The following is a 24,634-nucleotide window of genomic DNA, read 5'->3' on the forward strand; positions in this document are numbered from 1 at the left end:
GCCCCGAAGGACCCCACCGACGTGCTGCGCGGGATCCTGGAGCTGACGCCGGCCGCGCCGGACCCGGTGACGGGTCAGGTCCGCTTCACGGGCACGACCCCCCGCCAGACGCACGGCCGGGTGTTCGGCGGCCAGGTGCTCGCCCAGGCTCTGGCGGCCGCCTCCCGCACGGTGCCGGCCGCCCGCCCCGCCCACTCGCTCCACGGCTACTTCATCCGCCCCGGGGACGCGCTGCAGCCCATCACGTTCACCGTCGAGACGCTGCGGGACGGCCGCTCCTTCTCCGTCCGCCGGGTGCTGGCCTCCCAGAACGAGAAGGCCATCCTCGCCCTGACCTGCTCCTTCCAGGAGCCCGCCGGCAGCGCGCTGGACCACCAGGTGGCCATGCCGGAGGGAGTGCCCCGGCCCGAGGACCTGCCCACGACGGCGGACGTGCTGGGCGGCATCAACCACCCCGTGGCCCAGGAGTGGGCCTGGTCCCGACCGTTCGACATCCGCCACGTCACCCCGGCCATCTATGTGGACCCGGCCGCGGAGACCGAGAACCGCAACATGGTGTGGATGAAGACCTTCACGCCCCTGGCGGACGACCCCGCGCTGCACCTGGCGGCGCTCACCTACGCCTCGGACTACACGCTCCTCGAGCCGATCCTGCGGCAGCACGGCGTGGCCTGGATCCAGCCCGGCATGTCCGCGGCCTCCCTCGACCACGCGATGTGGTTCCACCGGCCCGCCCGCGTCGACCAGTGGCTGCTCTACGTCCAAGACTCCCCCAGCGCCCAGGGCGCGCGCGGCCTCGGCACGGGCGCCGTGTTCACCGAGGACGGGACGCTCGTGGCCACGGTCGCCCAGGAGGGCATGGTCCGCCTGCCCGAGGGGGCCGCCGCCCGGCGGGCGCGGGTTCGTGGCGCGGCCCAGCGCATGGCCATGCGGACGGTGCTGCGCCGCAGCTGGCGGCGCTGACCCGGCGGTTCCACGGGGGTGAGGCTGCCGATCGGGCCCTGCCACGGGTGAGGCGGCTCGACGTCCGCGCCGCGCGCGGGCCGTTCATGGCGGCCGATGTGCACTCGTCCCGGCACGACGACGGCCCGTCGCGATCACGTGATCGCGGCGGGCCGTCGTCGGCGCGGCGCCCGGGGGCGCGTCGGCTCAGTCGCGCGTGAGCTTGCGGTGCGTCATCCGGTGCGGGCGGGCGGCCTCGGGGCCGAGCCGATCGACCTTGTTGGCCTCGTAGGACTCGAAGTTGCCCTCGTACCAGTACCAGTTGGCCGGGTCCTCCGCGGTGCCCTCGTAGGCCAGCATGTGGGTGGCCACGCGGTCCAGGAACCAGCGGTCGTGCGAGACGACGACGGCGCAGCCCGGGAACTCGAGCAGCGCGTTCTCGAGGGAGGTCAGGGTCTCCACGTCGAGGTCGTTGGTGGGCTCGTCGAGGAGCAGCAGGTTGCCGCCCTCCTTGAGGGTCAGGGCCAGGTTCAGGCGGTTGCGCTCACCGCCGGAGAGCACGCCGGCCTTCTTCTGCTGGTCCGGGCCCTTGAAGCCGAACGCGGACACGTAGGCGCGCGAGGGCATCTCGACGTTGCCGACCTTGATGTAGTCCAGGCCGTCCGAGACGACCTCCCACAGCGACTTCTCGGGGTCGATGTTGGAGCGAGACTGGTCCACGTACGAGATCTTCACGGTCTCGCCGATCTTCAGCTCACCGCCGTCCAGGGGCTCGAGGCCGACGATGGTCTTGAACAGGGTGGTCTTGCCGACGCCGTTCGGGCCGATCACGCCGACGATGCCGTTGCGGGGCAGGGAGAAGGACAGGCCGTCGATGAGGACGCGGTCCCCGAAGCCCTTCTTCAGGTCCTTGGCCTCGATCACGACGGTGCCCAGCCGCGGGCCCGGCGGGATCTGGATCTCCTCGAAGTCCAGCTTGCGGGTCTTCTCGGCCTCGGCCGCCATCTCCTCGTAGCGGGCCAGGCGGGCCTTGGACTTCGCCTGACGGCCCTTCGTGTTGGAGCGGACCCAGTCGAGCTCCTCGGCCAGGCGCTTGGCGAGCTTGGCGTCCTTCTTGCCCTGCACCTCGAGGCGGGCACGCTTGGTCTCCAGGTAGGTGGAGTAGTTGCCCTCGTACGGGTAGAGGCGGCCGCGGTCGACCTCCGCGATCCACTCCGCGACGTGGTCGAGGAAGTACCGGTCGTGGGTGACGGCGATGACGGCGCCCGGGTAGGAGGCCAGGTGCTGCTCGAGCCACAGCACGGACTCGGCGTCCAGGTGGTTGGTGGGCTCGTCGAGCAGGAGCAGGTCGGGCTTCTCCAGCAGCAGCTTGCACAGTGCGACGCGCCGCTTCTCGCCGCCGGAGAGGTTCGTGACCGGCTCGTCCCCCGGGGGCGTGCGCAGGGCGTCCATCGCCTGCTCGAGCTGGGAGTCGATGTCCCACGCGTCCGCGGCGTCGATGGCGGACTGCAGCTCGCCCATCTCCCCCATGAGGGCGTCGAAGTCCGCGTCCGGGTTCGCCATCTCCTCGGAGATCTGGTTGTAGCGCTGGATCTTGCCGTAGATCTCGCCGACGCCCTCCTGGACGTTCTCGAGCACCGTCTTGGACTCGTCCAGCTTGGGCTCCTGCATCAGGATGCCCACCGAGTAGCCGGGAGAGAGCCGCGCCTCGCCGTTCGAGGGCTCGTCCAGCCCGGCCATGATCTTCAGGATCGTCGACTTGCCGGCGCCGTTGGGGCCGACCATGCCGATCTTCGCCCCGGGGTAGAACGACATGGTGACGTCGTCCAGGATCAGTTTGTCGCCCACCTTCTTGCGGGCCTTGACCATCGTGTAGATGAATTCCGCCATGCGGCCCAGGCTAGTCGGTGGCCGCGGGATTCCACTCATCGTGCCGATCCCGCGACCACCGAGCCCGCTCCCCCTCCGTGCTCCGTGCCGCCCCGTGGTCAGGCGACGCCGGCCGCCGCCGGCTCGCGCCCGGGGGCGCCCGCGTCCGACTCGTCCGGGCCGGGCGAGGCCGGGGCGTCGCCACCCTGGAACCCGTCCGGCAGGCCCGCGCTGAACCCGTCGCCGACCGCGCCGGCCCGCCCGCCCGACGCGTCGTCGTCGCGCGGGGCCGACTCGGGGCGCGGCACGGCCGCGCGCTGGCTGCGCTGGAACGCCGCCGAGCCGAAGCCCAGGTCCAGCCCGACGGCGTCCGCCACCACGTCCACGGACGTGCCGGAGCGCTCGCCCGAGGACCAGTCGCGGACCCGGAGTCGACCGGTGACGATCACGGGGTTGCCCTTCTTCACGGACTGGGCGGTGTTCGAGCCGAGCTGGCCGAACGCCGAGATGCTGTACCAGTTGGTGTGGGCGTCCACCCACTCGGCGGTCTCGCGGTCGAAGCGCCGCTCGGTGGTGGCCAGGCGGAAGCCGGTCACGGCGGCCCCCGATGCGGTGTGGCGGGTGGCGGGGTCCGTGGCCACGAAGCCGCGCACGGTGATGAGGTCCTGCATGGTGTGCCTCCTGGGCTGGGCCCCGGTGGGCGCCGGGGCGAGTCGTCGGCGCATCGGCTGATCCGCCATGGCCAGACAACCCCACCGCGGGGCACCCCGGCAGGATCGGGGCCGGTCTGGGGACGCGCGGAGGTCCCCGGGCGACTGTGCAGGAGCCGACGGCGCCGCGGCCGGCGGCCGTTAGACTGACACGGCCCAGCCCCAGTAGCTCAGCTGGACAGAGCAGCGGCCTTCTAATCCGCCGGTCGGGGGTTCGAATCCCTCCTGGGGCACCCAGACCAGGGGCGGAGCCGTCCGAGCACGCCCGACGACCGCCCGAAGGAGACCGTCCTGGACCGTCTGCGCTCCTGGCTCCGCGCCCCGCGACCCGCCGTCCCCGAGGTCCGTGTGACCCGTCGCGAGGGCGTCCAGCTGGCCGCCCTGCTCGTCGCGGCCGCGGCCCTGTACGTGACGCACTCCTTCCTCCGGTACGCCACCTACGAGGCCAAGGGCTACGACCTGGGCATCTTCGACCAGGTGGTGCGGCAGTACGCGCTGTTCAACGCCCCCCTCAGCTCCGTCAAGGGCGTGGACTTCCACATCCTCGGCGACCACTTCCACCCGATCCTCGCGCTGCTGGCGCCCTTCTACTGGGTATGGCCGGACCCCCGCATGCTCGGCGTGGTCATGGCGCTGGCCCTCGCCGCGTCCGCCGTGCCGGTGTACCTGTTCGCCCGTCGTCGCGCGGGACACGGGGTGGCCCTGGCCGCCGTCGCCGCCCTGCTGCTCTCCTGGCCCTTCCAGGCGATGGTGAACTGGGACTTCCACGAGGTCACCCTCGGCGTGCCGATCCTCGCCTGGCTCGTGTGGGCCCTGGACGGGCAGCGGGCGTGGCTCGCCACCGGCCTGGCGGCGCTGCTGCTCACGGTCCGAGAGGACATGGGCGTGACCCTGCTGGCCGTGGCCCTGGTGATGGCGATCCGTCGCTTCTGGCCGCAGGCCGCGGTCACCGCCGTGCTGGGCGTGCTCGGCTACTGGTTCGCCACGTCCGTGGTGATCCCCCACTACTCCCCCACCGGCGCGTTCGGCTACTGGCAGTTCACCGCCCTGGGCCCGGACATGCGCAGTTCGGTCCTGTTCCTGCTGACCCAGCCGTGGAACGCCGTCGCGGTGCTGTTCGACCACCCGCTGAAGGTGGCCCTCTGGCTCCTGCACTTCGTCCCGCTGCTGTTCCTGCCGGTCCTGAGCCCGCTCACGCTGATGGCCCTGCCGATCCTGCTCTCGCGGCTGTTCAACGACCGCCTCAACGTGTGGGCCCCCGTGTACCAGTACGACGCGATCCTCGCCCCGCTGCTGCTCATGGCCGCGCTCGAGGCGGCCCACCGGCTGGCCGGACGCCGGGACACGCTGCGCCGGCTGCCCGCCGTCCTCGTCTCCGCGGCACTGGCCGCCGGTCTGATCGGCACCGCGTTCTTCCCGCAGGTGTACCCGCTGCACCGCACGATCGCCGGCGACATGACGATGACGCAGCACGCCCGCGACCTCGACCACGCGGTCGGGCTGATCCCGGACGGGGTGTGCGTCGAGGCCGCCGACAACGCCGTGCCGCACCTGACGGCCCGCACCCACGTCGGGCTGCACGGGGACATCGGCGACGAGCTGGCCACGTGGATGATCGTGGACACCTCGGTGCCCGAGCTCGGCGGCTGGGACCCCCTCACCCCGGAGCAGGCGCTGGCCCGCGCCGAGCGGCTCGGCTTCGAGCGGGTCTGGTCCGCGGGCGACGTCGTCGTCCTGCACCACCCGGACCGCGCGGTCTCGCCCACCTGCACGACGTACCTCGAGCACCGCTGAGCGGAACCCCACGGCGCCGGCGGACCCGCTCCGCCGTCAGCGGCCCGCGGACTCGCCGAGTGGCTGCAGGCCGAGTCCGGCCGGGGGCAGGAGCAGTCGGTCACGGGCACCGGTGAAGACGCCGGCGTGCGGGTCCTCGGCCACCCCCGGGGCGATCTCGGGGGCCCCCTGGTCGAGTGCGGTGCGGCGCACCGGGTCGCGGACGGGGTCCAGGATGTCCTTGACCACCGTGGTCATGAGCCACACGAGGGCGACGATGTGCGCCACGATCCCCGAGGCATACCAGGCGGTGATCCACCAGGCGCCGCCGGCGAACGCCCCGTCGGAGGTGATGCGCGCCGACTCCATCCACACCCCGCCCCAGTGGTAGACCTCCACGGCCTGCCAGATCCAGAACGCGCGCCACCGCGGCGTCGCGAGGACCACGAGCGGGATCAGCCACATCACGAACTGCGGCGAGTACACCTTCCCCCACAGGATGAAGGACGCCACGATCAGGAAGCACAGCTGGGCCATGCGCGGACGGTGCCGCGCCGCGAGGGCGAGGTAGGCGATCCCCACGCAGCACACCAGGAACAGGCCGTTCTGAAGCGTCGTGAACGTCTCCCCGGACCATCCTGTCCAGGCCAGCGCCAGCCAGGTCGAGGAGAAGGAGACCGCGCGGTCCCCCGAGAACGTGTAGAAGCGCGACCACTGGTCGAACGCCGTCAGCATGAACGGGAGGTTCACCGCGAGCCAGGCCGCGGCCCCGGCCAGGGCCGCCTTCACGAACCCGGCCCAGCGGCCCGTGCGCAGCGCCAGCACGAAGATCGCGCCGAAGAAGAACAGCGGGTAGAGCTTCGTGGCGGTGCCGAGCCCGATGAGCAGGCCGGCGAGGGTCGGACGGCCCGCCGTCCACGCCCACAGGGCCAGGGCGGCCAGCATCACGGCCCACAGGTCCCAGTTGAGCATCGAGGTCAGGATGATCCCCGGGGCCAGGGCCACGAGCAGGGCGTCCCGGGAGCGACCGCGCGCGGTGTACGCGGTCGCGACGACCAGCACGATCCAGCACAGCACCACGCCGATCGCGTTCACGTCGAAGTAGGTCACGGTGCGCTCGTGCAGGTCGCCGGAGGCGGGCACGAGCCACATGGTCACACCCGCGACCACGGCCAGCAACGCCGGGTACTCCATCCACTGCTCGGGCGGCAGCGGCGTGTAGAAGGGGAAGTGGCCGTCCGAGAGGCCCCGCGTGGGGAACAGCTGGGCGAAGTCCGAATAGCACATGTGCGCGTGCACGCCGGGGGCCGCCCAGCCGTTCACGCGGCACCACTGCTTGGTCAGCACGCCGACGGCGGCGGCCACCACGGTCAGGCCGACGAGCAGGCCGACCCAGCGGCCGCTCGGACGGGACGGGGCGGGACTGCGGGGGGGTCTCTCCTGGGGGATGCGGGTGGACGAGGAGGCGGGGTGCGCGGCGGTCGACGGCGGCCCGTCGGGCGGCGCGTCCGGCGGCACGCCCGCCTCCGGAGGCGTCGGCGACGCCGCCGCGGCCCGCGGCTCGACCACCTCCAGGGGAGGACGCCGCCGCCCGGGGAACAGGGGCGCGGTGACGGGATCGCGGTGGATGATCCATCCGATCCCCGCGAGCATCAGGACCAGGGTGAACACGCGGACGGCCAGGACCGGCAGCCACTGCGCCACGGAGAGCTGGTCCACCACGCCGACGCCGGTGAGCAACAGGACCGCGAGCGCGGTGACCCACCCGAGCCAGCGGGGATGGTCGGCGCCCCACGGCAGCGGGCGGAGGGCGCACGCCAGCAGCGGCAGGACCCAGAGCAGGTACCACGGCTGGACGATCGGGGCGGTGGCGACGGCCACCACGAGCACGGCCGCCGCGCTGAACACCGGGTCCAGGGGCCGGCGGCGCAGGGCCAGCCAGGCCGTGAAGCCGAGGGCCGACACCGTCATCGCGGTGTAGAAGGCCGCGGCCACGTCGCGCGCCCCCAGGGGCGTCACGGCTTCGACGACCGCGCCGAGCAGCAGGCCGAGCAGGCCCACGGGGGCATACGGGAACGCCGCGTCCCCGCTCGTGAGCATGGCCGGGACCCAGCCGAACCAGAGGCCGGAGCCGGCGCCGAGGATCGTGAGGACGGCCAGGGAGATCACCGCCGTCGTGAACCACGGGCCGAGCCGGTCCCGCCGGCGCAGGCGCGGATCGGCCGCGCGGAACCGGGCCCAGCCGGTGGGCAGGAGCAGGGCCACGAAGGGCAGCACCAAAGCTGTCAGGGGCTTGATCGCAACGGACAGGGCGATCAGCACGATCCCCCACAGCGCATGCACGCGGCGGCGGGGCGGGCGGACCATGAGCAGGATGCCCGCGAGCATCAGCCCCGACATCAGCGCGTCGTTGTGGGCGCCGGCGATCATGTAGAGCAGGAACAGTGGGTTCGCCACGGCCACCCACGTGGCCCACACCCCGCATCGGCCCGCGACGGCGGCCAGCCGCGGCACCGCCCACAGGCACAGCGCCAGGCCCGCGAGCGCCAGGAGCCGGAACGCCGTGACGGAGAGCTCGATGTTGCCGCCCGTGGCCCGCCACGTCGTCTCGGCGAACAGCAGGAACAGCGGCCCGTAGGGGGACGGGGACTCGGCCCAGATGGAGTCCGCTCCCTGCATGAACCAGCCGGGCAGGGCGGACACGCCCTGGGAATACGGGTCGAGACCCGACGCGAGGAGCCGGCCCTGCTGGAGGTAGGAGAACACATCGCGGGAGAAGATCGGCAGCGCGAGCATCAGCGGGGCGGACCACCACCAGGCGGCCCGGGCCACCAGGCGGCCGTGCTCCTCCCAGCGGCCCCGCAGCGCGCGCCCCAGCTCGAGCCAGGATCGGACGAGGAGCAGCGAGCCGGCGGCCAGCAGCACGGTGCTGAGCAGCACGCCGGGAAGGTAGACCCGCAGCGGGTTGAGCAGGGTGGTGCCGGAGAACACCGAGTCGGGCGTCATCGGCAGCCACCCCACGCCCCAGGAGCCCACCGTGATGAGCACGGACGCCCACGTGCCCCGGCGGACGGCCGCCTCCGGCTCGGGCTGCGCCGCCACGCGGCTCGGACGGGGCCCTCGGGCGCCGGTCGTCGCGGGGGCGGCGGGCCTCACTCCCCCGGCTCCACGGGTCGAGGGGCGCCACGGAGCCGGGCCAGGCCGGCGCGCACGGCGGGGCGCACGTGCCAGTGGTCCTTCACGAACCGGCTGGTGCGGCGGTCCACGACGAGGATCCACAGCAGACACACGGCGGAGACGATCAGGGACACGGCCTTGACCTGGTCCGCGATGTCCAGGAACTGCCAGGTGAAGAGCTGGTCCGACGCGCCGAACGCCAGGAAGTAGCCGACCGTGAACACGACCCACTTGATCTGCCAGTTGTCCCGGATGCCGATCACGGCGAAGAACGGGAGCAGCCACAACAGGTACCAGGGCTGGATGATGGGCGAGAGGATCACCAGCGCGGTGAACGCCCAGGTCATGCGCGTCATCACGCGGTCCTGGCGGCCGAGGAACATCAGGGCCAGCACGATGAGCACCGAGAGCACGCGTCCGGCGGTCTTGTACACCCCCTCGACGGCCTGCACGTCCGCCCCCTGCCCGAGGAGCTCGCTCGCCCCCACCGTGATGAGGGACAGCATGCCGATCGGCCCCCACGGCACGGTGCCCGTGCCCGTGCCGACCATCACGGCCACCCAGCCGAAGCCGAAGCCGTTGAGCACGCCCACCAGGGCCATGAGGCCGAAGGAGATCCCGGCGGTGAGGGCCCAGAAGGCGAACCGGCGCGGCCATCGGGCCGTCGGGCCGGCCCACAGCAGGCCGATGAACGGGAGCAGCACGAGGGTGATGGGCTTGATGCCCAGGGATAGGGTGACCAGCACGACGCCGGCCACCCCCCACGCGACGGACTGCCCGGGCCGCTGGGGGCGGAGCGGATGCCCGGCGCGCAGCGCGCACCACGTGCCGGCCAGGGCGAGGCCGACCATGAGGGCGTCGTTGTGCCCGGACGCGACGAAGCTGATGGTGAAGAGCGGGTTGGCGACGCTGATCCACTGCGCCCACGCATCGTTGACGCCCATCCTGCGGGCGAGCAGCGGCACGAAGACCATGATCAGCGCGACGCCGGCCACCGCCACCAGGCGGAACAGGAAGATCGCCAGGTCCGGGTTCATGTCCCCCGAGATCGCGACGACGGCCTGCTCGATCCACAGGAAGATCGGACCGTACGGGGTCTCGGAGTCCGCCCAGGTGGCGTCCGCTCCGAGCTGGAACCAGTTGGACAGCGAGGAGATCGTGTCCACGTAGGGGTCCTGCCCCGCCTCCATGAGACGGCCCTGTCCCACGTAGGCGAAGATGTCCCGGCTGAAGATCGGCAGGGCCACGACCTGGGGCAGGCACCACAGGACGGTGGCGAGGTTGACCGTGCGCAGGGCGCCGCGACCGAAGGGGCGGATCGTCTGGCCCAGGCGCAGCCAGGCCCAGAACATCACCCAGCAGCCGAGGGTGAGGAGCGCCGCGCCGGCGAGCACGCCGGTCTCCTGGGTGCGCCACGGGATCAGCCACTGCCAGCGATTGATCGGGGAGGCCGAGGCCAGCCAGCCGACGGAGTACGAGCCCACCACCAGGAGGAGGGAGCCGAGGGTCCCCACCAGGATGGGCCACCAGTCCGCGCCGGCGACCTGGGGGTCCGCGCGGAGGCCGCCGACGCCGACGTACTCCGGCCGGTGGGCCGTGGACCCGGACGGACGCGGGGTCGACACGCTCATGCGACGGGTCCTTCCGTGCGGTCCTGCGAGGGCGCGCGAGGGCGCGGCTCGCTCGAATCTACCATCGTGACACGCGAGTAGCCTGGGGGCATGAGCGAGACGAGCACCCCCACGCCGGAGAGCGCCCCCCTGGTCTGGATCGACTGCGAGATGACCGGCCTGCACCCCCAGGTCGACGAGCTCGTCGAGGTGGCGGTGCTCATCACGGACGCCGAGCTGAACATCCTGGACGAAGGCATCGACCTGGTGATCCGTCCCTCCGCGGCGGCCCTCGAGCAGATGGACCCGTTCGTCCGGGACATGCACACCACCTCCGGCCTGCTGCCGGAGCTGGCGGAGGGTCTCGAGCTCGACGACGCCGCAGCGCGCGTCCTCGAGTACATCGCCGCCCGCGTGCCCGCCGGCAAGGGCCTGCTGGCCGGCAACACGGTGGGCCAGGACAAGCTGTTCCTCGCCCGCTACATGCCCGCCGTCGTCGACCACCTGCACTACCGGATCGTGGACGTGTCCACCGTGAAGGAGCTGGCCCGGCGCTGGTACCCGCGCGCCTACTACCAGGCCCCCGCCAAGACCGGCGGCCACCGCGCCCTCGGGGACATCAAGGACTCCATCACCGAGCTGCGTTACTACCGGGCCGCCGTCATGGCCCCCGCCCCCGGCCCCACCACGGAGGAGGCCCGCGCCATCGCGGAGGTGGTGTCCGGGGCGCAGGCCTGAGCCGTCACCCCCGGCCTCGCCGCCCCGATTCGGCGCTGCGCGGGATCTCGTGTACTGTGGACCCCGCTGCGCCGCGCGGATCCGTCCGTGTGAGGCAGGCATGGTGGGCGTAGCTCAGTCGGCAGAGCGTCTGGTTGTGGTCCAGAAGGTCGCGGGTTCAATCCCCGTCGCTCACCCCACCGTAAGGCCCGGAATCATGCGGATGATTCCGGGCCTTATCTCGTCTTGGTAGTGCTGTTGGGTAGTGCTCGGTCCCCACGGGGTACGCACATCATCGGAGAGCACCAGGAGAGATGCGTTGGCTACCATCCAGACGCGCACGAACAAGGCCGGCCGGACCACGTACCGGGTCGGCTTCTACGAGGCCGGCCGGTTCCAGTGGCTGCCGGCCCTCGCCCGCGAGGCCGGCGCCCAGCGCGTCAAGGCGATCGTGGAGGACCCGCGGCAGGGGCCCACGGTGGCCCGCCGGATCCTCGAGGCCCAGGTGGACAGTGCCCCGGGCATGCCCACGCTCGCCGAGTTCTTCCCGCGGTACATCGAGCACCGCGGGCTCCGCTGCACCCCGGGCACCCTGGCCGGGTACGAGGCAGAGGCCGCGCGCACGTTCCTGCCCCGCCTCGGCGAGCTGCCCGTGGACATGATCGACCGCCGCACGGTGGCCGAGTGGATCCGGTGGCAGCTGCAGCAGCCCACGGCCCGCTGGCGCGCGGCCGCCGCCCGCGCCGCGGCCGCCACTCCCCCGCGGCCCGAGCCGCCGCTGGCCACGGTGTCTCCGAAGACGGTCCGCAACGCGCACGCCCTGCTCTCCGCGGTCCTCGGCCTCGCCGTCCAGGAGGGCATCCTGCCAGCCAACCCCGCGCGCGGCGCCGACCTGCCCGACGACGACGTCGAGGAGGAGCGCGGCATCTTCAGCCGAGCCGAGTGGGCGCGCTTCTACGCAGCCATATCCGAGTCGTACCAGCCGCTGCTGATCGTCCTGCTCGTCACCGGCGCCCGCTGGGGCGAGGCCACCGCCCTGCAGGTCCGCGACCTCGACGTCGCAGCCAGCGTCATCCACGTGCGCCGCGCCTGGAAGAAGGGCAAGGAGGGCGCCGTCCTCGGCGTCCCCAAGACCGCCCGCGGCCGCCGCACGATCATGCTCCCCGACTGGGCCGTCGAAACACTCGAGCCATTGGCCGCCGGCCGTGCCGCCGACGAGTTCCTCCTGACCGTCCCCGGCGGCGGCGTCATCCACCGCACGAACTTCGTCGAGCGCCACTGGAAGCCGGCGCTCGCGGCCGCCGGGATCGCCAAGCACCTGACCCCGCACAGCCTGCGGCACACGTTCGCCTCGTGGGCCCTCATGGATGGGGTCCCCGCACAGGTCGTCCAGCACCGCCTCGGTCACGAGTCGCTGCAGACCACCTCCCGCGTGTACGCGCACCTGCTGCTGGACGCCCAGCGTGCCGCGGTCGACGCGATCGGCTGGGAGCCTCCCCCCGGCGCCTGACCCCTGGCGCAGCGAGAGGCCCCGTCCAGCTGGCTGCTGGACGGGGCCTCTCTTGCGCTTCCCTTCGCGGCCTCCACGCTCCCCGAGGGGGCGGACACGTTAAGCAGCTGGCACCCGTACCGCGCGCTCGCGGGTCTGCCGAGCCTCCCGGGCCCGCCGCGTGATCACCGGGTAGGCGGCGATCGCCACCGGGTCCTCGGCGAGCGTGGCCACGCGCATCGCCAGCGCCGTGCCCTGCAACCCGACCAGATGCTCAGCGGCCCGGTCACGCGCGGCCCCGTGCCGCCACCGCCGCCCCCACAGCTGCAGCGCCTTGTGGTCACGAACGGACAGGTGGCCGGCGCACGCGGGCGCCTGGGTGGTGGTGGTCATGTCGGGACGGTACGCCCGGGGGTGGACGTAGTACGTGGGATCAGCGGTCCGTGATGGTGGCCGTTCCGCGGTACTCGTCGTCGCCGGTAAAGGTCACCGAGCAGGAGTACCGGTGCCCAACCGTGCCGCCCAACGCGTTCTCCGCTTCGACCGCTCCGGTCACTGTCCATGCCTTCGGCCCCCCGGATGCCGTCTCGCGGGAGAACTTGGCGGTGCTGGGGGCGCGCAGCTTCTCCTTGACGAGGGTCTGGCAGGCAATCTTCGCGTCCCACTCCTCCGGCTCGTCAGGGCTGGCGTTGTTGAAGGCAGAGAAGATTGCCCACGCGAGCAGTGCCATCACGGCCACGAGGGGCCAGAGGCAGCCCGCGACGAGCGGGTTGCGCCCACGCTCCAGGGTGGCGGGCGTAGTGCCGCCGGCCCAGTCCTTGAGGGTGTAGCCCGCGGCGCGCAGCTTCGCGCGCACGTCCTCGTCGTTGTCCGCGGCCTTGAGCTCCCGTACGGTCTCGCCGCGCTGGTTCTTCACTGCGATGGTGCGTAGGCGTGCGATCGTCTTGCCGTCGAGCAGCTCGTCTCGCCCCTCTGACACTTCCGCCGTGTACTTGGTCGTCTTCGCCATGTCGCCCTCCTTGGTGGTGCGCCCTGCGCGGCGCGTTGCCTTGATTCTGACCTAGCCGATGGCCCCCGCCTAGCAGGCGCTCAGGCAGAGTGCTCGGTGGCCAACGCGGCGAGATGCTCCCGCTCGGTCCGGGTGAGGCCGGCCAGTCGGTCGGTAAGCACGAGCGGGGTCACCCACAGTTCGTCGGCGAGCTCGTCCAGGCTCATGGACCAAGGCAGGGCGTCGGCGAGCTGCTCGAGCGTAATCAGCTGCCGGGCCGCGGCCGCGCGTACGGCGTGCTCGACGGCCGGCGGCTGGCAGCCGCGGTGGCCGTGCTCGAGGTGCACGAGCTCGTGGGTGAGCGCGCACCGCCGCTCGGCCTGCGTCATGCGGGGGTCGAGCCAGATCACCGTCGCGCCATCGGTCGCGGCTGGCGCCGTCGGGTGTGGGCGGGCCCAGACCACGACGACGTGCGTCAGCGTGCGCAGCGCCCGCCAGGGGTGGAACATGCGACCATCGTCGTTGTGGGGACGGACACGGTATGGGTGAGCACGAGCTGGACTGTGGTGGACTGAGCGCGCCTGCGTGACAAAGGGTCGAACATCTGTTCGACTGGAGCAGGTCTTCCAGGGAAGGAGCGATCGCGATGGCGAACACCTCAGCGATTGAGTGGACCGAGGTGACGTGGAACCCCGTGACCGGTTGCGACCGCGTGGCGGCCGGCTGCGACAACTGCTACGCGCTGACCTTAGCCAAGCGGCTCAAGGCGATGGGTGCTGAGAAGTACCAGAACGATGGGAACCCGGTGACGTCCGGCCCCGGGTTTGGCGTCACCCTCCATCCGAAGGCCCTGGGCCAGCCCCGCTCGTGGAAGGCCCCGCGCGTGGTGTTCGTGAACTCCATGAGCGATCTCTTCCACGCCAAAGTTCCGTTGGGGTTCATCCGGGACATCTTCGACGTCATGCGCGAGACGCCGCAGCACACATATCAGGCGCTGACGAAGCGCTCACTGCGGATGGCCCGTCTAGCCGATCGCCTCGACTGGCCGGCCAACTTGTGGATGGGCGTCTCCGTGGAGGACGAGACTGTGACGGGCCGCATCGACCATCTCCGCGAGGTGCCGGCAGCGGTCCGGTTCCTCTCCTGCGAGCCCCTCATCGGACCCCTGCGGGATCTGGATTTGGCCGGCATCGACTGGGTCATCGCGGGCGGCGAGTCTGGTGCGAACCATCGCCCCATGGACCAGGCCTGGGTGGAGGACATCCGCGACCAATGCGTGTCTGCCGACGTGGCGTTCTTCTTCAAGCAGTGGGGTGGGCGGACGCCTAAGGCCAACGGGCGGCTCTTGGAGGGGCGCACCTGGGACGAGATGCCTACCTCCCGCGCCGCGCTGGCAGGATGACCGCGCGCCCATCCACCATGTCTTTGGTGTAGCCCTGGGCGATCCCGGCCTTCTGGAGATTCTTGATGGCCTGCCGTACCTCTGAGGCGCCTGCCGTGCCGAGGTGTTCGCCTAGCCAGTGGGGCACGTCGTCGCAGATCCGCACCGCCTGGCCTTGACCGAGGTGAGACGAGAGCCTCGTCTGGATAGCGGCGATGGCCCGGTTTCTGACGTCGGTCTGCTCTGCGACCACCTGCTGGTCGAACGTCTCCTGCAGGTCGAAGAGCGACCCCTGGGTGTCGTTGAGCAGTCCCTGGTAGTAGTTCTCGGAGTTGACCTGCCGCCACTTCCTGTGAGCCCGAGCCGCGGCGTCAGCGAAGAGCATGGGCGCAGCGAAGTGCTGGTAGAAGAGCATCAGCGTGAAGATCGGCCCCTCAGACGGGGTCCGGCGGATTGGGACGGAGATGACGTTGTGGGCGGTCTCTCCGGTCATGCGCTGCATGTACTCGCGCGCCACGTAGGAGGCGGCTGTAGCGGCGGAGGAGCTGTCGCCACTCACGTCAGCCTGCCGCCGAGCCTCAGCGAAGACCTCCCGCCACCACGGCCCACCAAGAAAACGGTCACCGCGGAGGAGGGTGACGGTCTCGCCACTTGAGGCGGAGGCTCCCTTCCGGACGATCCCTCCGATGCGCCACACGGTGGAGAGACTGAAGTTCAAGAGGACCTCGGTCGACCGCGCTGGCCGCAGGAGCAGCTTCGAGGCGACGACGTCGTACGGCAGGGCCGTGCCGAACGGGTCGAGAAAGAACAGAGCTGGGCGGGTGCCGATGTCGTTGAGGATCGCGTCGATCTGCTCCTCCACGGCGCCGTGGTGCAGATAGACGGGACCGGCCCCCTGCCCCTGCGCGGCGACCGCGTGCCGGAGGGTCTCCGCATGAGCCCTATCTCGCTCCACGAGGTGGATGTGCATGATGCGGTTCTGCGCTGCAAGCTTGCGTGCGATGTCCACCGCGTAGAGCGGCGACCCCTTGTGCGCGTCGTCGTACTGCCCCGCGCCGGCGTAGCCATCGACATAGGCCACCTCCCGAGGGGCCTTGCTAGCAACCTTCATGGCCCACGGTGTGAGGTAGTCCTCCAGCACCTTGAGCTTGAAGACCGCGGCGGGCTGCTGCGACGTGAAGAAGTTCGTGTTGGCGCTCATGCGCCGGCCTCGTCGCCCGGGTCCTGGTTCTCTTCCCCGACGTCGCCCCACTCCCGGGCCTGCCGGTCGCGGGTCAGCTCGAAGTCGGGGTGTGCTGCCAGATCGAAGTCGGCCGGCGCGTCGGCCGCCGCGGTCTTTTGTTCAGCGCCAGCGTCACCGCCGCGCGCTCCCCCGCGCTCGGCCGTGCCGCGCTCGCGGTCCTGATCCTGGTCTGCGTGGTCGCGCTCGTCATGGTGGTCCGTCCTACGTCGGTCGAGCATGACCCGCAGGACTGCAGCGAGCAGCTCCTGGTCATACGTCGATAGGTCAGGGGATTCCTGAACGACGTCGAGGACCGACGGGTGAAGAGCCGAGTCGAGCTCCACTCCTATGGACTCCAGCGCTGCGGTGACCACGTGGGCCACGGGCGCCCTCAGCACGAGCGCGAGCATCGTGATGTTCTCGCCCTTGATCGAGGTGACCGGGGTGGACTTGAGCCGCGCGAAGCTGGCGTGGCTCATGTCGTACCCCGCGCGGTCGGCGCGGGCAGCGAGGTCGCTGAGGGACCAGCCGTTCCGCTCCTGGGCTGGGGCGATCAGTCGGCCCAGCGAGTGCATGTCGTTCATGGCGACCAATCTGCGGTGCGATGCCAAGGGGAGCAACCGACCTCGGACACCCGCTGTTGCGTGGAAGTGGACACCGAAACGGTAGCAACAAAGGGGGTGTTGTGCCGCAGGGCGGCGCGGATACGGGGCGATCAGCGCGGACCCGGTGAGGAAGAGCCGCTTGCGACCCCATCGGTCCGCGAGGTTGCCGGTGGAGAGCAACAGGGCGGCCAGCAGCACGGCATAGAGGCTGTTCACCCACTGCGCGTCAGTGAGGTCCAAGTGCAGGTCGCCGATGATGGCGAGCGGGACCGCCCGAGGTCCCACGGCGGCCGGTTCCACGGCTCAGCGTCGCAGGGACGACGCCGCCGGGCATCAACCGCTCGACGGATCCCCGGTCCGCTGCCTGGCGTAGAGTCGGCCGGTGAGGGCGTCGACCCGACGCCGCACCCCCGCCGACGAGGAGGCCAGCCCATGTCCGTCGTGAAGATCAACGCCATCAGCGTCCCCGAGGGCGCCGGCCCGGAACTCGAGAAGCGGTTCGCCGCCCGCAAGCACGCGGTGGACCAGGAGCCGGGCTTCGAGGGCTTCCAGCTGCTCCGGCCCACCGCGGGCGAGGACCGCTACTTCGTGGTCACGACGTGGGCGTCGGAGGAGGACTTCCGGCGCTGGCGGGACGGGCGCATGCCCGCCGCTCACGCCGCCGAGCAGGGCGGCCGCCCGGCGCCGGTCGCCACGGGCGCCGACCTGCTCGAGTTCGAGGTCGTGGACCTGGGCTGACCCGGGCGCCGCAGCAGGCGCATCGCGTTCACGATGACCAGCAGCACGGACGCCTCGTGCACGAGCATGCCGACGGCCATCGTGACGCCGCCGGCGAAGACGCCGGCCAGCAGGGCCACGACGGTGACGAGGGAGATCGCGATGTTCTGCCGCATCACCCGCACCGTGCGCCGGGCCAGATCGAGCGCCTGCGGCAGCCGCTCGAGCCGGTCGCCCATCAGGGCGATGTCCGCGGTCTCGATGGCCACACCGGAGCCGGCCGCGCCCATGGCCACGCCGATGTCCGCCGTCGCCAGGGCCGGGGCGTCGTTGACGCCGTCACCGACCATCGCGACGACGCGGCCCTCGGCCTGCAGGGCCTCGATCGCCTCGAGCTTGTCCTGGGGCAGCAGGCCCGCCCGCACGTCGTCGACGCCCACCTGCCGGGCCACGGCCTGCGCGACGCCGGGATGGTCGCCGGTCAGCATCACGACCTCGCGGACGCCGATCCCGTGCAGCGCCCGGATCATGCCCGCGGCCTCGGGCCGGAGGGTGTCTGCGATGGCGAGGACGCCGAGCGGGATGCCGTCGACGACGACCGCCGCCGGGGTCCGGCCCGCCTCCGCGAGCTCGGCCGCGACGGTCTCGACCCGGTCGGTCGCGGCCGGATCCACGCCGCGCTCGCGCAGCATCGCCACGTTGCCCACGGCGACGACGCGGCCGTCCACCTCTCCGGTGAGCCCGCGGCCGAGGACGACGTCCACATCCGTGGCCAGCGGGCCGTCCAGCAGGCCGCGGTCCCGGCCTGCCGCGACGATCGGCGCGGCCAGCGGGTGGTCCGAGGCCGCCTCGAGCCGTGCGGCCCAGCGCAGCACCTCGTCCTCGGCCCCGGGCTCGAACGCGACGACGTCTGTCAGCTCGGGGGTGCCCGACGTGAGGGTGCCGGTCTTGTCGACGGCGACGGCGTCGACCTTCGCGGAGCGCTCAAGGAACTCCCCTCCCTTGATGAGCACGCCGTCCTTGGCGCCGCGGCCGATCCCTGCCACGATCGCGACCGGGATGGAGATCACGAGGGCGCCCGGGCAGCCGATGACCAGCAGGGTCAGGGCCAGGGGGACGTCCCGCGTGATCAGGCCGGTAGCGAAGGCCAGCACCATGATCGCCGGGGTGTACCAGCGGGAGAAGCGGTCCATGAACTGCTGGGTCCGCGCACGGGCCTCCTGCGCCGCCTCGACGCGGTGGATGATGCGCGCCAGCGTGGTGTCGGCGCCGACGCCCCGGGCCTGCACCTGCAGCAGGCCGGCCGTGGCGACGGTGCCCGCGTACATGGCGTCACCGTCGGTCTTCTCCGCCGGGATGGACTCGCCCGTGATGGATGCCTCGTCCACGGCGCCGACCCCGGTGAGCACCACGCCGTCCACCGGCACCCGAGCGCCGGCCTTGACGAGGACGGTCGCGCCGGGGGCCACCTCGTGGGCAGGCACGGTGCGCTGGGTCCCGTCTGCGTCCACGACGACGGCGGTCTCGGGCGCCGTGGAGACGAGGTCCGCGAGCGCCGAGCGAGTCTGAGACAGGGTCGCGTCCTCGAGGGCGTGGCCGAGGGCGAAGAGGAAGGTCACCGCGGCGGCCTCCCAGAAATTGCCGAGCAGTGACGCGCCGATCGCGGCGGTGGCGACGAGCAGGTCGATGCCGACGGTCTTCACCCGCAGGGCGGCGATCGCGTCGCGCGCGATCGGCAGGCCGGCCACGACGGCGGCGGCGAGCATCAGGCCCGCCGCCACGAGGTGTCCGGTCCCGTGGGCCAGCTGCTCGGGCGCCAGCACGAGCGAGACGGCGATCAGCAGGCCGGCCACCACGGGGCGCCGCCAGCGGCGGGACAACGCGAACCGGGCACGAGGGCGGCCCGGACGTGTGACGGCGGGGGTGGACATGGCGGACTCCGTTCGTCGGGGGTGGACATGGCGGACTCCGTTCGTCGGGGGCGGGGCGGTGTCAGAAGGCCGACGGCCGGGCGGTGTAGCCGACCTTGGCGACGGCCTCGACGAGGTCCTGGGCAGTGGTGGTCTGCGGGTCGTGGTCGACCTCGATGCGCTGGGTCTCGAAGTGGACCTGCGCGCCGGTCACGCCGGGCAGGGCGTCGAGGGCCTTCTCGATCTTCCGGACGCACGAGGGGCAGCTGAAGCCCTCGGCGCGGAGCAGGATGTGCGTGGTGGCGGTCATGGTCACTCCTGTGGGTCGTCACCGGCGCGGCCGCCGATGAGGCTGAGCGGACGGGCGGGTGCCCGGTCCGATCCCCGGCCTCCGGGGATGTCACTGACGCTACGAAGGAGACGGCGGGCCCGCCTTGACCGCGGTCAAGCCGCCGTGTGGGATGCTGATGGCGTGCGTATGGACCTGCCCCTCGCCCCCATGGACGAACCAGAGCCGTGCGCGGCCCGGGTCCCGCTGTTCACCGGGCTGGATCTGGAGCAGCTGCGCCGGGTCTCCGCCCTGGCGCGGCCGCTCGTGCTCGAGGCCGGCGATGCCCTGCACCTGGCCGGTGACCGCACGGACCGCCTGTGCGTCGTGCACAGCGGCCGCCTGGCGCTGACGCTCGGCTCAGCGACCGGCCGGGAACGCGTGGTGCGGATGGTCGAGCCCGGCGACTCCGTGGGCGAGCACGAGTTCCTCACGGGCGAGCCGGCCCGGCACGGGGCGCGCGCCGTGGCCGCGACCCGCCTGTGCACCTTCTCCCACGCCGAGGTCGCCCGACTCCTGGCCGAGCATCCGGGCATCGGGGGACGCGTGATGCGGACGCTGGCCGTCCGCCTGGCCGAGGCTGAACAACGGCTGGCCCGGGAGCATCAGCCTGTCACCGCGCGGATCGCCGGACATCTGCTCGGCCTGCCGGCCCTTCGGGACGAGGCCGACCTCGTCGTGGTGCTGGCCGCGCCGAAGAAGGACGTCGCCTCGCTGCTGGGCACCACCCCCGAGGCGTTCAGCCGTGGGCTGCGCCGCCTCGCCGACGACGGCCTGATCGCCATCGAGGGCCCGCGGGTGACGCTGCTGGACCCGGATGCGCTGGAGGCCCTCGCCGCGGAATGACCGCCGTCGTCGTGGTGTCCCCGGCGGTAGGCTGGGGACTCCCCCGTCCTCCTACCCACGCAGGCCCGCAGCCCGGGCCGGGAAGCGCAGTGCCATGGCCTCCATCCGTCCCGTCACCGTCTACGGCGAGCCCGTGCTGCACAGGCGCGCGGCCGAGGTGGAGGTGATCGACGACGAGATCCGCGAGCTGATCGAGGACATGTACGTCACGCAGGAAGCCGCGCACGGCGTGGGCCTGGCCGCCCCGCAGGTCGGGGTCGGGCTGCGGATCTTCACGTGGACGTTCCCGGACTCCGGCGACGCGCCGAACGTGGGCCACGTGATCAACCCCGTGCTGACCCACCTGGACAAGGCGCCGCGGGAGGAGCCGCACCCGGACGAGCACACCGAGGGCTGCCTCTCGGTGCCCGGGCTCGGCTTCCCCCTGCAGCGCCCGACCCGCGTGCGCCTGTCCGGCCAGCGCGTGGACGGCGAGATGTTCGAGTTCGAGGCCGAGGGCTGGTTCGCGCGCATCATGCAGCACGAGTACGACCACCTCAACGGCACCCTCTACGTGAACCGGCTCGAGGGCAAATGGCAGCGGCGCTGGAAGCGCGCGCAGCGGGCCGAGCGTCTGAACGTGCCCGGTGTGACGTGGCTGCCCGGCACGGACGAGGACCCCTTCGGCCACGACGCCGACGACCACGAAGACCACGAGCACGGCCCCGACGGCGACCACGGGGACGACGAGGCCTGAGCCTCGGCTCCACGTCCGACCCGGTCGGCACACGACGACGGCCCGTCCCCTCCGCGGGGACGGGCCGTCGGTCATCGGCGGGTCAGGCCTGCGGGAAGGCGGGGACCTGCTGGCCCGCCATCTTCTCCACCACGCGGATCACCTGGTGCGAGTAGCCGTACTCGTTGTCGTACCAGACGTAGAGGATCGCGTTCTTGCCGTCGTTGTTCACGAGGGTCGCCAGGCCGTCCACGACGCCGGCGCGGTCCGAGCCGACGAAGTCGGTGGACACGACCTCCGGGGAGTCCACGTAGCCGACCTGGCCGCGCAGGGGGCCGGTGAGGGACTCCTGCTTCAGGCGGGCGTTGAGCTCCTCCACCGAGGTGGGCTTGGTCAGCTCGAGATTCAGGATGGCCATGGACACGTCCGGGGTGGGGACGCGGATGGCGTTGCCGGAGAGCTTGCCCTTGAGCTCGGGCAGGGCCTTGGCCACGGCCTTGGCGGCGCCGGTCTCGGTGAGCACCATGTTCATGCCGGCGGCACGGCCACGACGGGCGCCCTTGTGGAAGTTGTCCACGAGGTTCTGGTCGTTGGTGTAGGCGTGCACGGTCTCCACGTGGCCGTGGTCGATGCCGTAGTCGTCCTGGATGACCTTGAGCACCGGGGTGATCCCGTTGGTGGTGCAGGAGGCCGCCGAGATGATGGTGTCCTCGGGCGTGATGTCGTCCGAGTTCACGCCGTACACGATGTTCTTCATCTCGCCCTTGCCCGGGGCGGTCAGCAGGACCTTCGCGGCGCCCTTGGCCTGCAGGTGCTGGGACAGACCCTCGTCGTCGCGCCAGCGTCCGGTGTTGTCGACGACCAGCGCGTCCTTGATGCCGTAGGAGGTGTAGTCCACCGTGGTCGGGTCGTTCGAATAGATGACCTGGATCTCAGTGCCGTTGGCGGTGATCACGTCGCGGTCCTCGTCCACCACGATCGTCCCGTCGAACGGGCCGTGGATCGAGTCGCGGCGCAGCAGGGAGGCGCGCTTGATCAGGTCGTCCTCCGAGTTCTTGCGCACGACGACGGCACGCAGGCGCAGCTTGGAGCCACCGCCGGCGTGGTCGAGGAGGATGCGGGCCAGCAGGCGGCCGATGCGACCGAAGCCGTAGAGCACGACGTCCTGGGTCTCGCCCAGGCCCTCACCGGCCTTGCCCTTGACCTCGGCGAGCTCGGCGTCCAGGAAGGCCTGGACGTCCTGCCCCGAGGCCTTCTGCTTGGCGGCCAGCTCGGCCAGGTCGATGGTGGCGGCGCCCAGGTCCATCGCAGCCATGGCCTCGACCAGGGGGTAGGTGGACTCGACGCTCAGCGGGGCCTCCTGCACGCGGCGGGCGTAGCGGTGGGCCTTGATGATGTCGATCACGCCGCGGTTCACGAGGGAGCGCCCGTAGATCGAGGTGACCACGTTGTGCTCGCGGTACAGGGTGCCCAGCAGGGGGACCATCTTCTCCGCGAGCTTCTGCTGCGTGTTCCACTCAGGGGTCTGGGTCGAGGCGGTGTCTGCCACGGGAGTCCTTCCTTGAAACCTGGCGGGGCCGTCCTGGGCAGGCCCCATCCCCCGACCTCGTTGTCGGCGGACTCCGCCATTCTAGGCGAGGACACGTCCGGAGCGGCCCTGCGGTCGCGACGGGGCGTACACTGGTCGGTCGGGACGGATCGGCGGACGGCCGCGTGCCCCTGCGGGGGTGCGAGGAAAGTCCGGGCACCGCAGAGCAGGATGGTGGACAACATCCACCCGGGGCGACCCGCGGGCCAGTGCCACAGAGAGAAGACCGCCTCCGCGCCGTGTGCGCGGCGGTAAGGGTGAAAGGGTGGTGTAAGAGACCACCAGCGGCCCCGGTGACGGGGCCGGCTCGGTAAACCCCATCCGGTGCAAGGCCGAACAGGACGCGTCACGAGGGCTGCTCGCCCCAGCGTCCGGGTTGGCCGCTCGAGCCCGTCAGCGATGGCGGGCCCAGATGGATGGCCGTCACCTCGCGCGGGGCAACGCGCGCGAGGCACAGAACCCGGCTTACAGCCGGTCCGTCCCGCCTCACGGCCCCCGGCTGGGGTCAGAACCCCTCGTCGTCGAGGATCCGCTCGAACTCGAGCTCCACCACGTGCTCGCGCTCCCGCTTGTCCAGCAGCCGGTACCCGTACGACTCGCCGATCGAGACGACCTTCGCCAGGCTCGGGTGTCGCCGGTCCCGGGGCCATTCGAGCGTCACGCGGTCCTGCCCCGTGAAGGTGCGCTCCCGCAGGCGGTGCTCCAGAGCGGAGGCGTGCGTGCGCTCCCGCCCGCTGGAGCGGACCCCGAGCCACACGGCGGCCGCGATCACGAGCAGGACGAACGGGTACACCACGCCGAACACGTTCATGGCGGTCATCGGGCGACTCCTGGGATGCGGGGCGGCTGTGCGGACCCCACCACTGTGCCAGGTCCGGACGACGACGTCGGCCCGGCCCGTCCGCGCGTCGGTCCGGGGGCGCCTGGCTAGGCTGGCCCGGTGCTGATCCTGCTGCCGCCCTCCGAGGGCAAGACCGCACCCCGCTCCGGGGCCCCGCTCGACCTCGACTCCCTCGCCCTGGCCGACGACGCCGCGGTGACGGGCGCCCGCGCGGACCTGCTCACGCGGCTCGCCGCGGTCTCGGCCGCCCCGGATGCCCTGACGACCCTCGGCGTCGGAGCGTCGCTCGCCGGCGAGGTCGAGGCGAACACGCGCCTGGCCGTCGCCCCCGCCGCGCCCGGTCACCGGGTGTTCACGGGCGTGCTCTTCGACGCGCTCGACCACGCCTCGCTGTCGGCGGCGGCGAAGCGCCGCGCCCGCTTGTCCGTGCTGGTCTTCTCCGCGCTGTTCGGCGCCACCGCGCTGGCGGACCGGATCCCCGCCTTCCGGCTGCCCGTCAGCGCGAAGCTGCCCGGGCTGCCCGGGCTGGCCGCGCACTGGCGCCCCGTCCTGACCCCCGCCCTCGACGCGCTCGCCGCACGGGACGGCGGGCCCGTCGTCGACTGCCGCTCCGGAGGCTACGCGGCCCAGTGGCGGGCACCGGCGGAGCGGACCCTCGCGGTCGACGTGTTCCAGCTGCGCGACGGCGAGCGGACCGTCGTCTCGCACTTCGCCAAGCACACCCGCGGCCTCGTGGCCCGCGCGCTCCTGGAGGCGGGGGCGCGGGAGACCTCGACGCTGGACCGCGTGGCGGACGTGGTCGCGCGGGCCGGGGACGGCCCCGGCTGGGAGGTCGAGCTGGCCCGGCCGTCCGGCGGCAAGCCCGGCGCGCTGCGGGTGATCCTGCCCGAGGGATGATCCCGGACGAGGCGCGGTCCGCCCGGACGCGGCCTCAGTCCTCGACGGCCACCAGCTCCACCTCGAAGCCGTCCGCGGTCTCGAGGTAGGCGGCGTAGTGGTCCGCTCCCCCGGCGTGCGGGTGGCGGTCCTCGAAGAGCAGGCGGAACCCCCGGCCGCGCGCGGCGGCGGTGAGCTCGTCCACGCGGGAGCGTGATCCGGCCCGGAAGGCCAGGTGGTTCAGTCCCGGGCGGGTGCGCTCGTGGGCGCCCGCGGCGACGTCGGGCCCGGCCTCGAGCACGAGGTACTCCCCCGCCCCCTGGTACGTCC

The 24,634-nt window shown here is 72.1% G+C and carries 21 protein-coding genes, 2 tRNA genes, 1 other RNA gene and 2 pseudogenes; 12 read left to right on the plus strand and 14 right to left on the minus strand.

The features are described 5' to 3' along the window. On the plus strand, nucleotides 1-963 hold a 963-nt coding region (locus tag J1M38_RS07770), incomplete at its 5' end, for an acyl-CoA thioesterase II (protein ID WP_241246558.1). Nucleotides 964-1,149: 186 nt separating this feature from the next. On the opposite strand, the gene ettA is transcribed toward J1M38_RS07770, so the two are convergent. Together ettA and J1M38_RS07780 are read right to left on the minus strand one after the other, a co-directional pair. Next, nucleotides 1,150-2,832 carry an energy-dependent translational throttle protein EttA gene (gene ettA / locus J1M38_RS07775; RefSeq protein ID WP_063190229.1) on the minus strand — a complete coding sequence of 561 codons (1,683 nt, stop codon included), beginning with the start codon at nucleotides 2,830-2,832 and terminating at the stop codon, nucleotides 1,150-1,152. 98 nt (nucleotides 2,833-2,930) lie between these two features. Beyond that, complete coding sequence (locus tag J1M38_RS07780; RefSeq protein ID WP_036381125.1) at nucleotides 2,931-3,482, minus strand: single-stranded DNA-binding protein; 552 nt, start codon at nucleotides 3,480-3,482, stop codon at nucleotides 2,931-2,933. A gap of 198 nt (nucleotides 3,483-3,680) precedes the next feature. Between J1M38_RS07780 and J1M38_RS07785 the strand changes: the two genes are divergently transcribed. After that, nucleotides 3,681-3,754: transfer RNA gene (locus J1M38_RS07785), tRNA-Arg, on the plus strand. Nucleotides 3,755-3,869: 115 nt separating this feature from the next. Continuing rightward, a complete protein-coding gene (locus J1M38_RS07790) occupies nucleotides 3,870-5,315 on the plus strand; it encodes a DUF2079 domain-containing protein (RefSeq protein ID WP_061867776.1) in 1,446 nt (481 codons plus the stop codon). A 36-nt stretch (nucleotides 5,316-5,351) separates the two neighbouring features. Here J1M38_RS07790 and mptB (J1M38_RS12050) read toward each other — a convergent pair whose 3' ends face one another. After that, a complete protein-coding gene (mptB, locus tag J1M38_RS12050; RefSeq protein ID WP_342356221.1) occupies nucleotides 5,352-8,396 on the minus strand; it encodes a polyprenol phosphomannose-dependent alpha 1,6 mannosyltransferase MptB in 3,045 nt (1,014 codons plus the stop codon). Between the two features lie 50 nt (nucleotides 8,397-8,446). Further along, the gene (gene mptB / locus J1M38_RS07805) at nucleotides 8,447-10,102 is read right to left on the minus strand and encodes a polyprenol phosphomannose-dependent alpha 1,6 mannosyltransferase MptB (protein ID WP_078026078.1); all 1,656 of its coding nucleotides are present in this window, start codon (nucleotides 10,100-10,102) and stop codon (nucleotides 8,447-8,449) included. Nucleotides 10,103-10,192: 90 nt separating this feature from the next. On the opposite strand from mptB (J1M38_RS07805), the gene orn reads away from it, so the two are divergent. From orn to J1M38_RS07820, 3 genes are all read left to right on the plus strand, one after another. Further along, the gene (gene orn, locus J1M38_RS07810; protein ID WP_036340216.1) at nucleotides 10,193-10,819 is read left to right on the plus strand and encodes an oligoribonuclease; all 627 of its coding nucleotides are present in this window, start codon (nucleotides 10,193-10,195) and stop codon (nucleotides 10,817-10,819) included. Between the two features lie 103 nt (nucleotides 10,820-10,922). Then, nucleotides 10,923-10,998: transfer RNA gene (locus J1M38_RS07815), tRNA-His, on the plus strand. Nucleotides 10,999-11,117: 119 nt separating this feature from the next. Further along, nucleotides 11,118-12,308 carry a site-specific integrase gene (locus J1M38_RS07820; protein ID WP_206481477.1) on the plus strand — a complete coding sequence of 397 codons (1,191 nt, stop codon included), beginning with the start codon at nucleotides 11,118-11,120 and terminating at the stop codon, nucleotides 12,306-12,308. A gap of 99 nt (nucleotides 12,309-12,407) precedes the next feature. Here J1M38_RS07820 and J1M38_RS07825 read toward each other — a convergent pair whose 3' ends face one another. The 3 genes from J1M38_RS07825 to J1M38_RS07835 all read right to left on the minus strand — a co-directional run bounded on the left by J1M38_RS07825 (nucleotide 12,408) and on the right by J1M38_RS07835 (nucleotide 13,784). Next, nucleotides 12,408-12,680, minus strand: coding sequence for a DUF3263 domain-containing protein (locus J1M38_RS07825; RefSeq protein WP_206481478.1), 273 nt, complete (start codon nucleotides 12,678-12,680; stop codon nucleotides 12,408-12,410). A 40-nt stretch (nucleotides 12,681-12,720) separates the two neighbouring features. Next, complete coding sequence (locus J1M38_RS07830; protein ID WP_010078874.1) at nucleotides 12,721-13,296, minus strand: hypothetical protein; 576 nt, start codon at nucleotides 13,294-13,296, stop codon at nucleotides 12,721-12,723. Between the two features lie 80 nt (nucleotides 13,297-13,376). Then, nucleotides 13,377-13,784 (minus strand): ImmA/IrrE family metallo-endopeptidase, encoded by a 408-nt coding sequence (locus J1M38_RS07835; RefSeq protein WP_010078875.1) that lies wholly within the window; start codon nucleotides 13,782-13,784, stop codon nucleotides 13,377-13,379. Nucleotides 13,785-13,921: 137 nt separating this feature from the next. Here J1M38_RS07835 and J1M38_RS07840 point away from each other — a divergent pair, with 137 nt between their 5' ends. Further along, nucleotides 13,922-14,677 carry a DUF5131 family protein gene (locus J1M38_RS07840; protein WP_010078876.1) on the plus strand — a complete coding sequence of 252 codons (756 nt, stop codon included), beginning with the start codon at nucleotides 13,922-13,924 and terminating at the stop codon, nucleotides 14,675-14,677. Here the strand turns inward: J1M38_RS07840 and tcmP are convergent. Both tcmP and J1M38_RS07855 read right to left on the minus strand, forming a co-directional pair. Further along, on the minus strand, nucleotides 14,649-15,857 hold the full coding sequence (gene tcmP / locus J1M38_RS07845; RefSeq protein WP_078026076.1) for a three-Cys-motif partner protein TcmP: 1,209 nt from the start codon (nucleotides 15,855-15,857) through the stop codon (nucleotides 14,649-14,651). The two genes, J1M38_RS07840 and tcmP, sit on opposite strands and share 29 nt — an antisense overlap. A gap of 746 nt (nucleotides 15,858-16,603) precedes the next feature. Then, nucleotides 16,604-16,783, minus strand: a pseudogene (locus tag J1M38_RS07855) (MFS transporter); the annotation flags it as partial. Nucleotides 16,784-16,915: 132 nt separating this feature from the next. Between J1M38_RS07855 and J1M38_RS07860 the strand changes: the two are divergent. Then, nucleotides 16,916-17,221, plus strand: a complete 306-nt coding sequence (locus J1M38_RS07860) for an antibiotic biosynthesis monooxygenase (protein WP_044659105.1) — start codon at nucleotides 16,916-16,918, stop codon at nucleotides 17,219-17,221. Here J1M38_RS07860 and J1M38_RS07865 read toward each other — a convergent pair. Next, entirely contained in the window at nucleotides 17,137-19,056 is a 1,920-nt protein-coding gene (locus J1M38_RS07865) for a cation-translocating P-type ATPase (protein WP_078026109.1), read from the minus strand. The two genes, J1M38_RS07860 and J1M38_RS07865, sit on opposite strands and share 85 nt — an antisense overlap. Nucleotides 19,057-19,192: 136 nt before the next feature. Beyond that, the gene (locus tag J1M38_RS07870; protein ID WP_078026075.1) at nucleotides 19,193-19,420 is read right to left on the minus strand and encodes a heavy-metal-associated domain-containing protein; all 228 of its coding nucleotides are present in this window, start codon (nucleotides 19,418-19,420) and stop codon (nucleotides 19,193-19,195) included. A gap of 189 nt (nucleotides 19,421-19,609) precedes the next feature. Here J1M38_RS07870 and J1M38_RS07875 point away from each other — a divergent pair, with 189 nt between their 5' ends. Beyond that, complete coding sequence (locus tag J1M38_RS07875) at nucleotides 19,610-20,284, plus strand: Crp/Fnr family transcriptional regulator (RefSeq protein WP_241246559.1); 675 nt, start codon at nucleotides 19,610-19,612, stop codon at nucleotides 20,282-20,284. Between the two features lie 94 nt (nucleotides 20,285-20,378). Next, entirely contained in the window at nucleotides 20,379-21,020 is a 642-nt protein-coding gene (def, locus tag J1M38_RS07880; RefSeq protein ID WP_078026073.1) for a peptide deformylase, read from the plus strand. An 82-nt stretch (nucleotides 21,021-21,102) separates the two neighbouring features. Here the strand turns inward: def and J1M38_RS07885 are convergent, their stop codons facing one another. Further along, entirely contained in the window at nucleotides 21,103-22,548 is a 1,446-nt protein-coding gene (locus J1M38_RS07885) for a glyceraldehyde-3-phosphate dehydrogenase (protein ID WP_206481479.1), read from the minus strand. 144 nt (nucleotides 22,549-22,692) lie between these two features. Here J1M38_RS07885 and rnpB point away from each other — a divergent pair. Then, an RNA gene (gene rnpB, locus J1M38_RS07890) (RNase P RNA component class A) lies at nucleotides 22,693-23,071 on the plus strand. A gap of 21 nt (nucleotides 23,072-23,092) precedes the next feature. Here the strand turns inward: rnpB and J1M38_RS07895 are convergent. Next, the gene (locus J1M38_RS07895) at nucleotides 23,093-23,407 is read right to left on the minus strand and encodes a hypothetical protein (RefSeq protein ID WP_061867832.1); all 315 of its coding nucleotides are present in this window, start codon (nucleotides 23,405-23,407) and stop codon (nucleotides 23,093-23,095) included. A gap of 120 nt (nucleotides 23,408-23,527) precedes the next feature. Here J1M38_RS07895 and J1M38_RS07900 point away from each other — a divergent pair, with 120 nt between their 5' ends. Next, nucleotides 23,528-24,325, plus strand: a complete 798-nt coding sequence (locus tag J1M38_RS07900) for a YaaA family protein (RefSeq protein ID WP_061873166.1) — start codon at nucleotides 23,528-23,530, stop codon at nucleotides 24,323-24,325. Between the two features lie 34 nt (nucleotides 24,326-24,359). On the opposite strand, the pseudogene J1M38_RS07905 reads toward J1M38_RS07900, so the two are convergent. Next, a pseudogene (locus tag J1M38_RS07905) lies at nucleotides 24,360-24,634 on the minus strand (ribonuclease HI); the annotation flags it as partial.

This window comes from Micrococcus sp. KRD070 (assembly GCF_017168435.1).
Taxonomy (GTDB): domain Bacteria; phylum Actinomycetota; class Actinomycetes; order Actinomycetales; family Micrococcaceae; genus Micrococcus; species Micrococcus luteus.

Coding starts and splice junctions, on each gene's coding strand:
- mptB (WP_078026078.1), bottom strand. CDS start 10,102: ATGAGCGTGTCGACCCCGCGTCCGTCCGGGTCCACGGCCCACCGGCCG.
- J1M38_RS07830 (WP_010078874.1), bottom strand. CDS start 13,296: ATGGCGAAGACGACCAAGTACACGGCGGAAGTGTCAGAGGGGCGAGAC.
- tcmP (WP_078026076.1), bottom strand. CDS start 15,857: ATGAGCGCCAACACGAACTTCTTCACGTCGCAGCAGCCCGCCGCGGTC.
- J1M38_RS07870 (WP_078026075.1), bottom strand. CDS start 19,420: ATGACCGCCACCACGCACATCCTGCTCCGCGCCGAGGGCTTCAGCTGC.
- def (WP_078026073.1), top strand. CDS start 20,379: ATGGCCTCCATCCGTCCCGTCACCGTCTACGGCGAGCCCGTGCTGCAC.
- J1M38_RS07840 (WP_010078876.1), top strand. CDS start 13,922: ATGGCGAACACCTCAGCGATTGAGTGGACCGAGGTGACGTGGAACCCC.
- J1M38_RS07895 (WP_061867832.1), bottom strand. CDS start 23,407: ATGACCGCCATGAACGTGTTCGGCGTGGTGTACCCGTTCGTCCTGCTC.
- ettA (WP_063190229.1), bottom strand. CDS start 2,832: ATGGCGGAATTCATCTACACGATGGTCAAGGCCCGCAAGAAGGTGGGC.
- J1M38_RS07860 (WP_044659105.1), top strand. CDS start 16,916: ATGTCCGTCGTGAAGATCAACGCCATCAGCGTCCCCGAGGGCGCCGGC.
- orn (WP_036340216.1), top strand. CDS start 10,193: ATGAGCGAGACGAGCACCCCCACGCCGGAGAGCGCCCCCCTGGTCTGG.
- J1M38_RS07875 (WP_241246559.1), top strand. CDS start 19,610: ATGGACGAACCAGAGCCGTGCGCGGCCCGGGTCCCGCTGTTCACCGGG.
- J1M38_RS07825 (WP_206481478.1), bottom strand. CDS start 12,680: ATGACCACCACCACCCAGGCGCCCGCGTGCGCCGGCCACCTGTCCGTT.
- J1M38_RS07835 (WP_010078875.1), bottom strand. CDS start 13,784: ATGTTCCACCCCTGGCGGGCGCTGCGCACGCTGACGCACGTCGTCGTG.
- J1M38_RS07780 (WP_036381125.1), bottom strand. CDS start 3,482: ATGCAGGACCTCATCACCGTGCGCGGCTTCGTGGCCACGGACCCCGCC.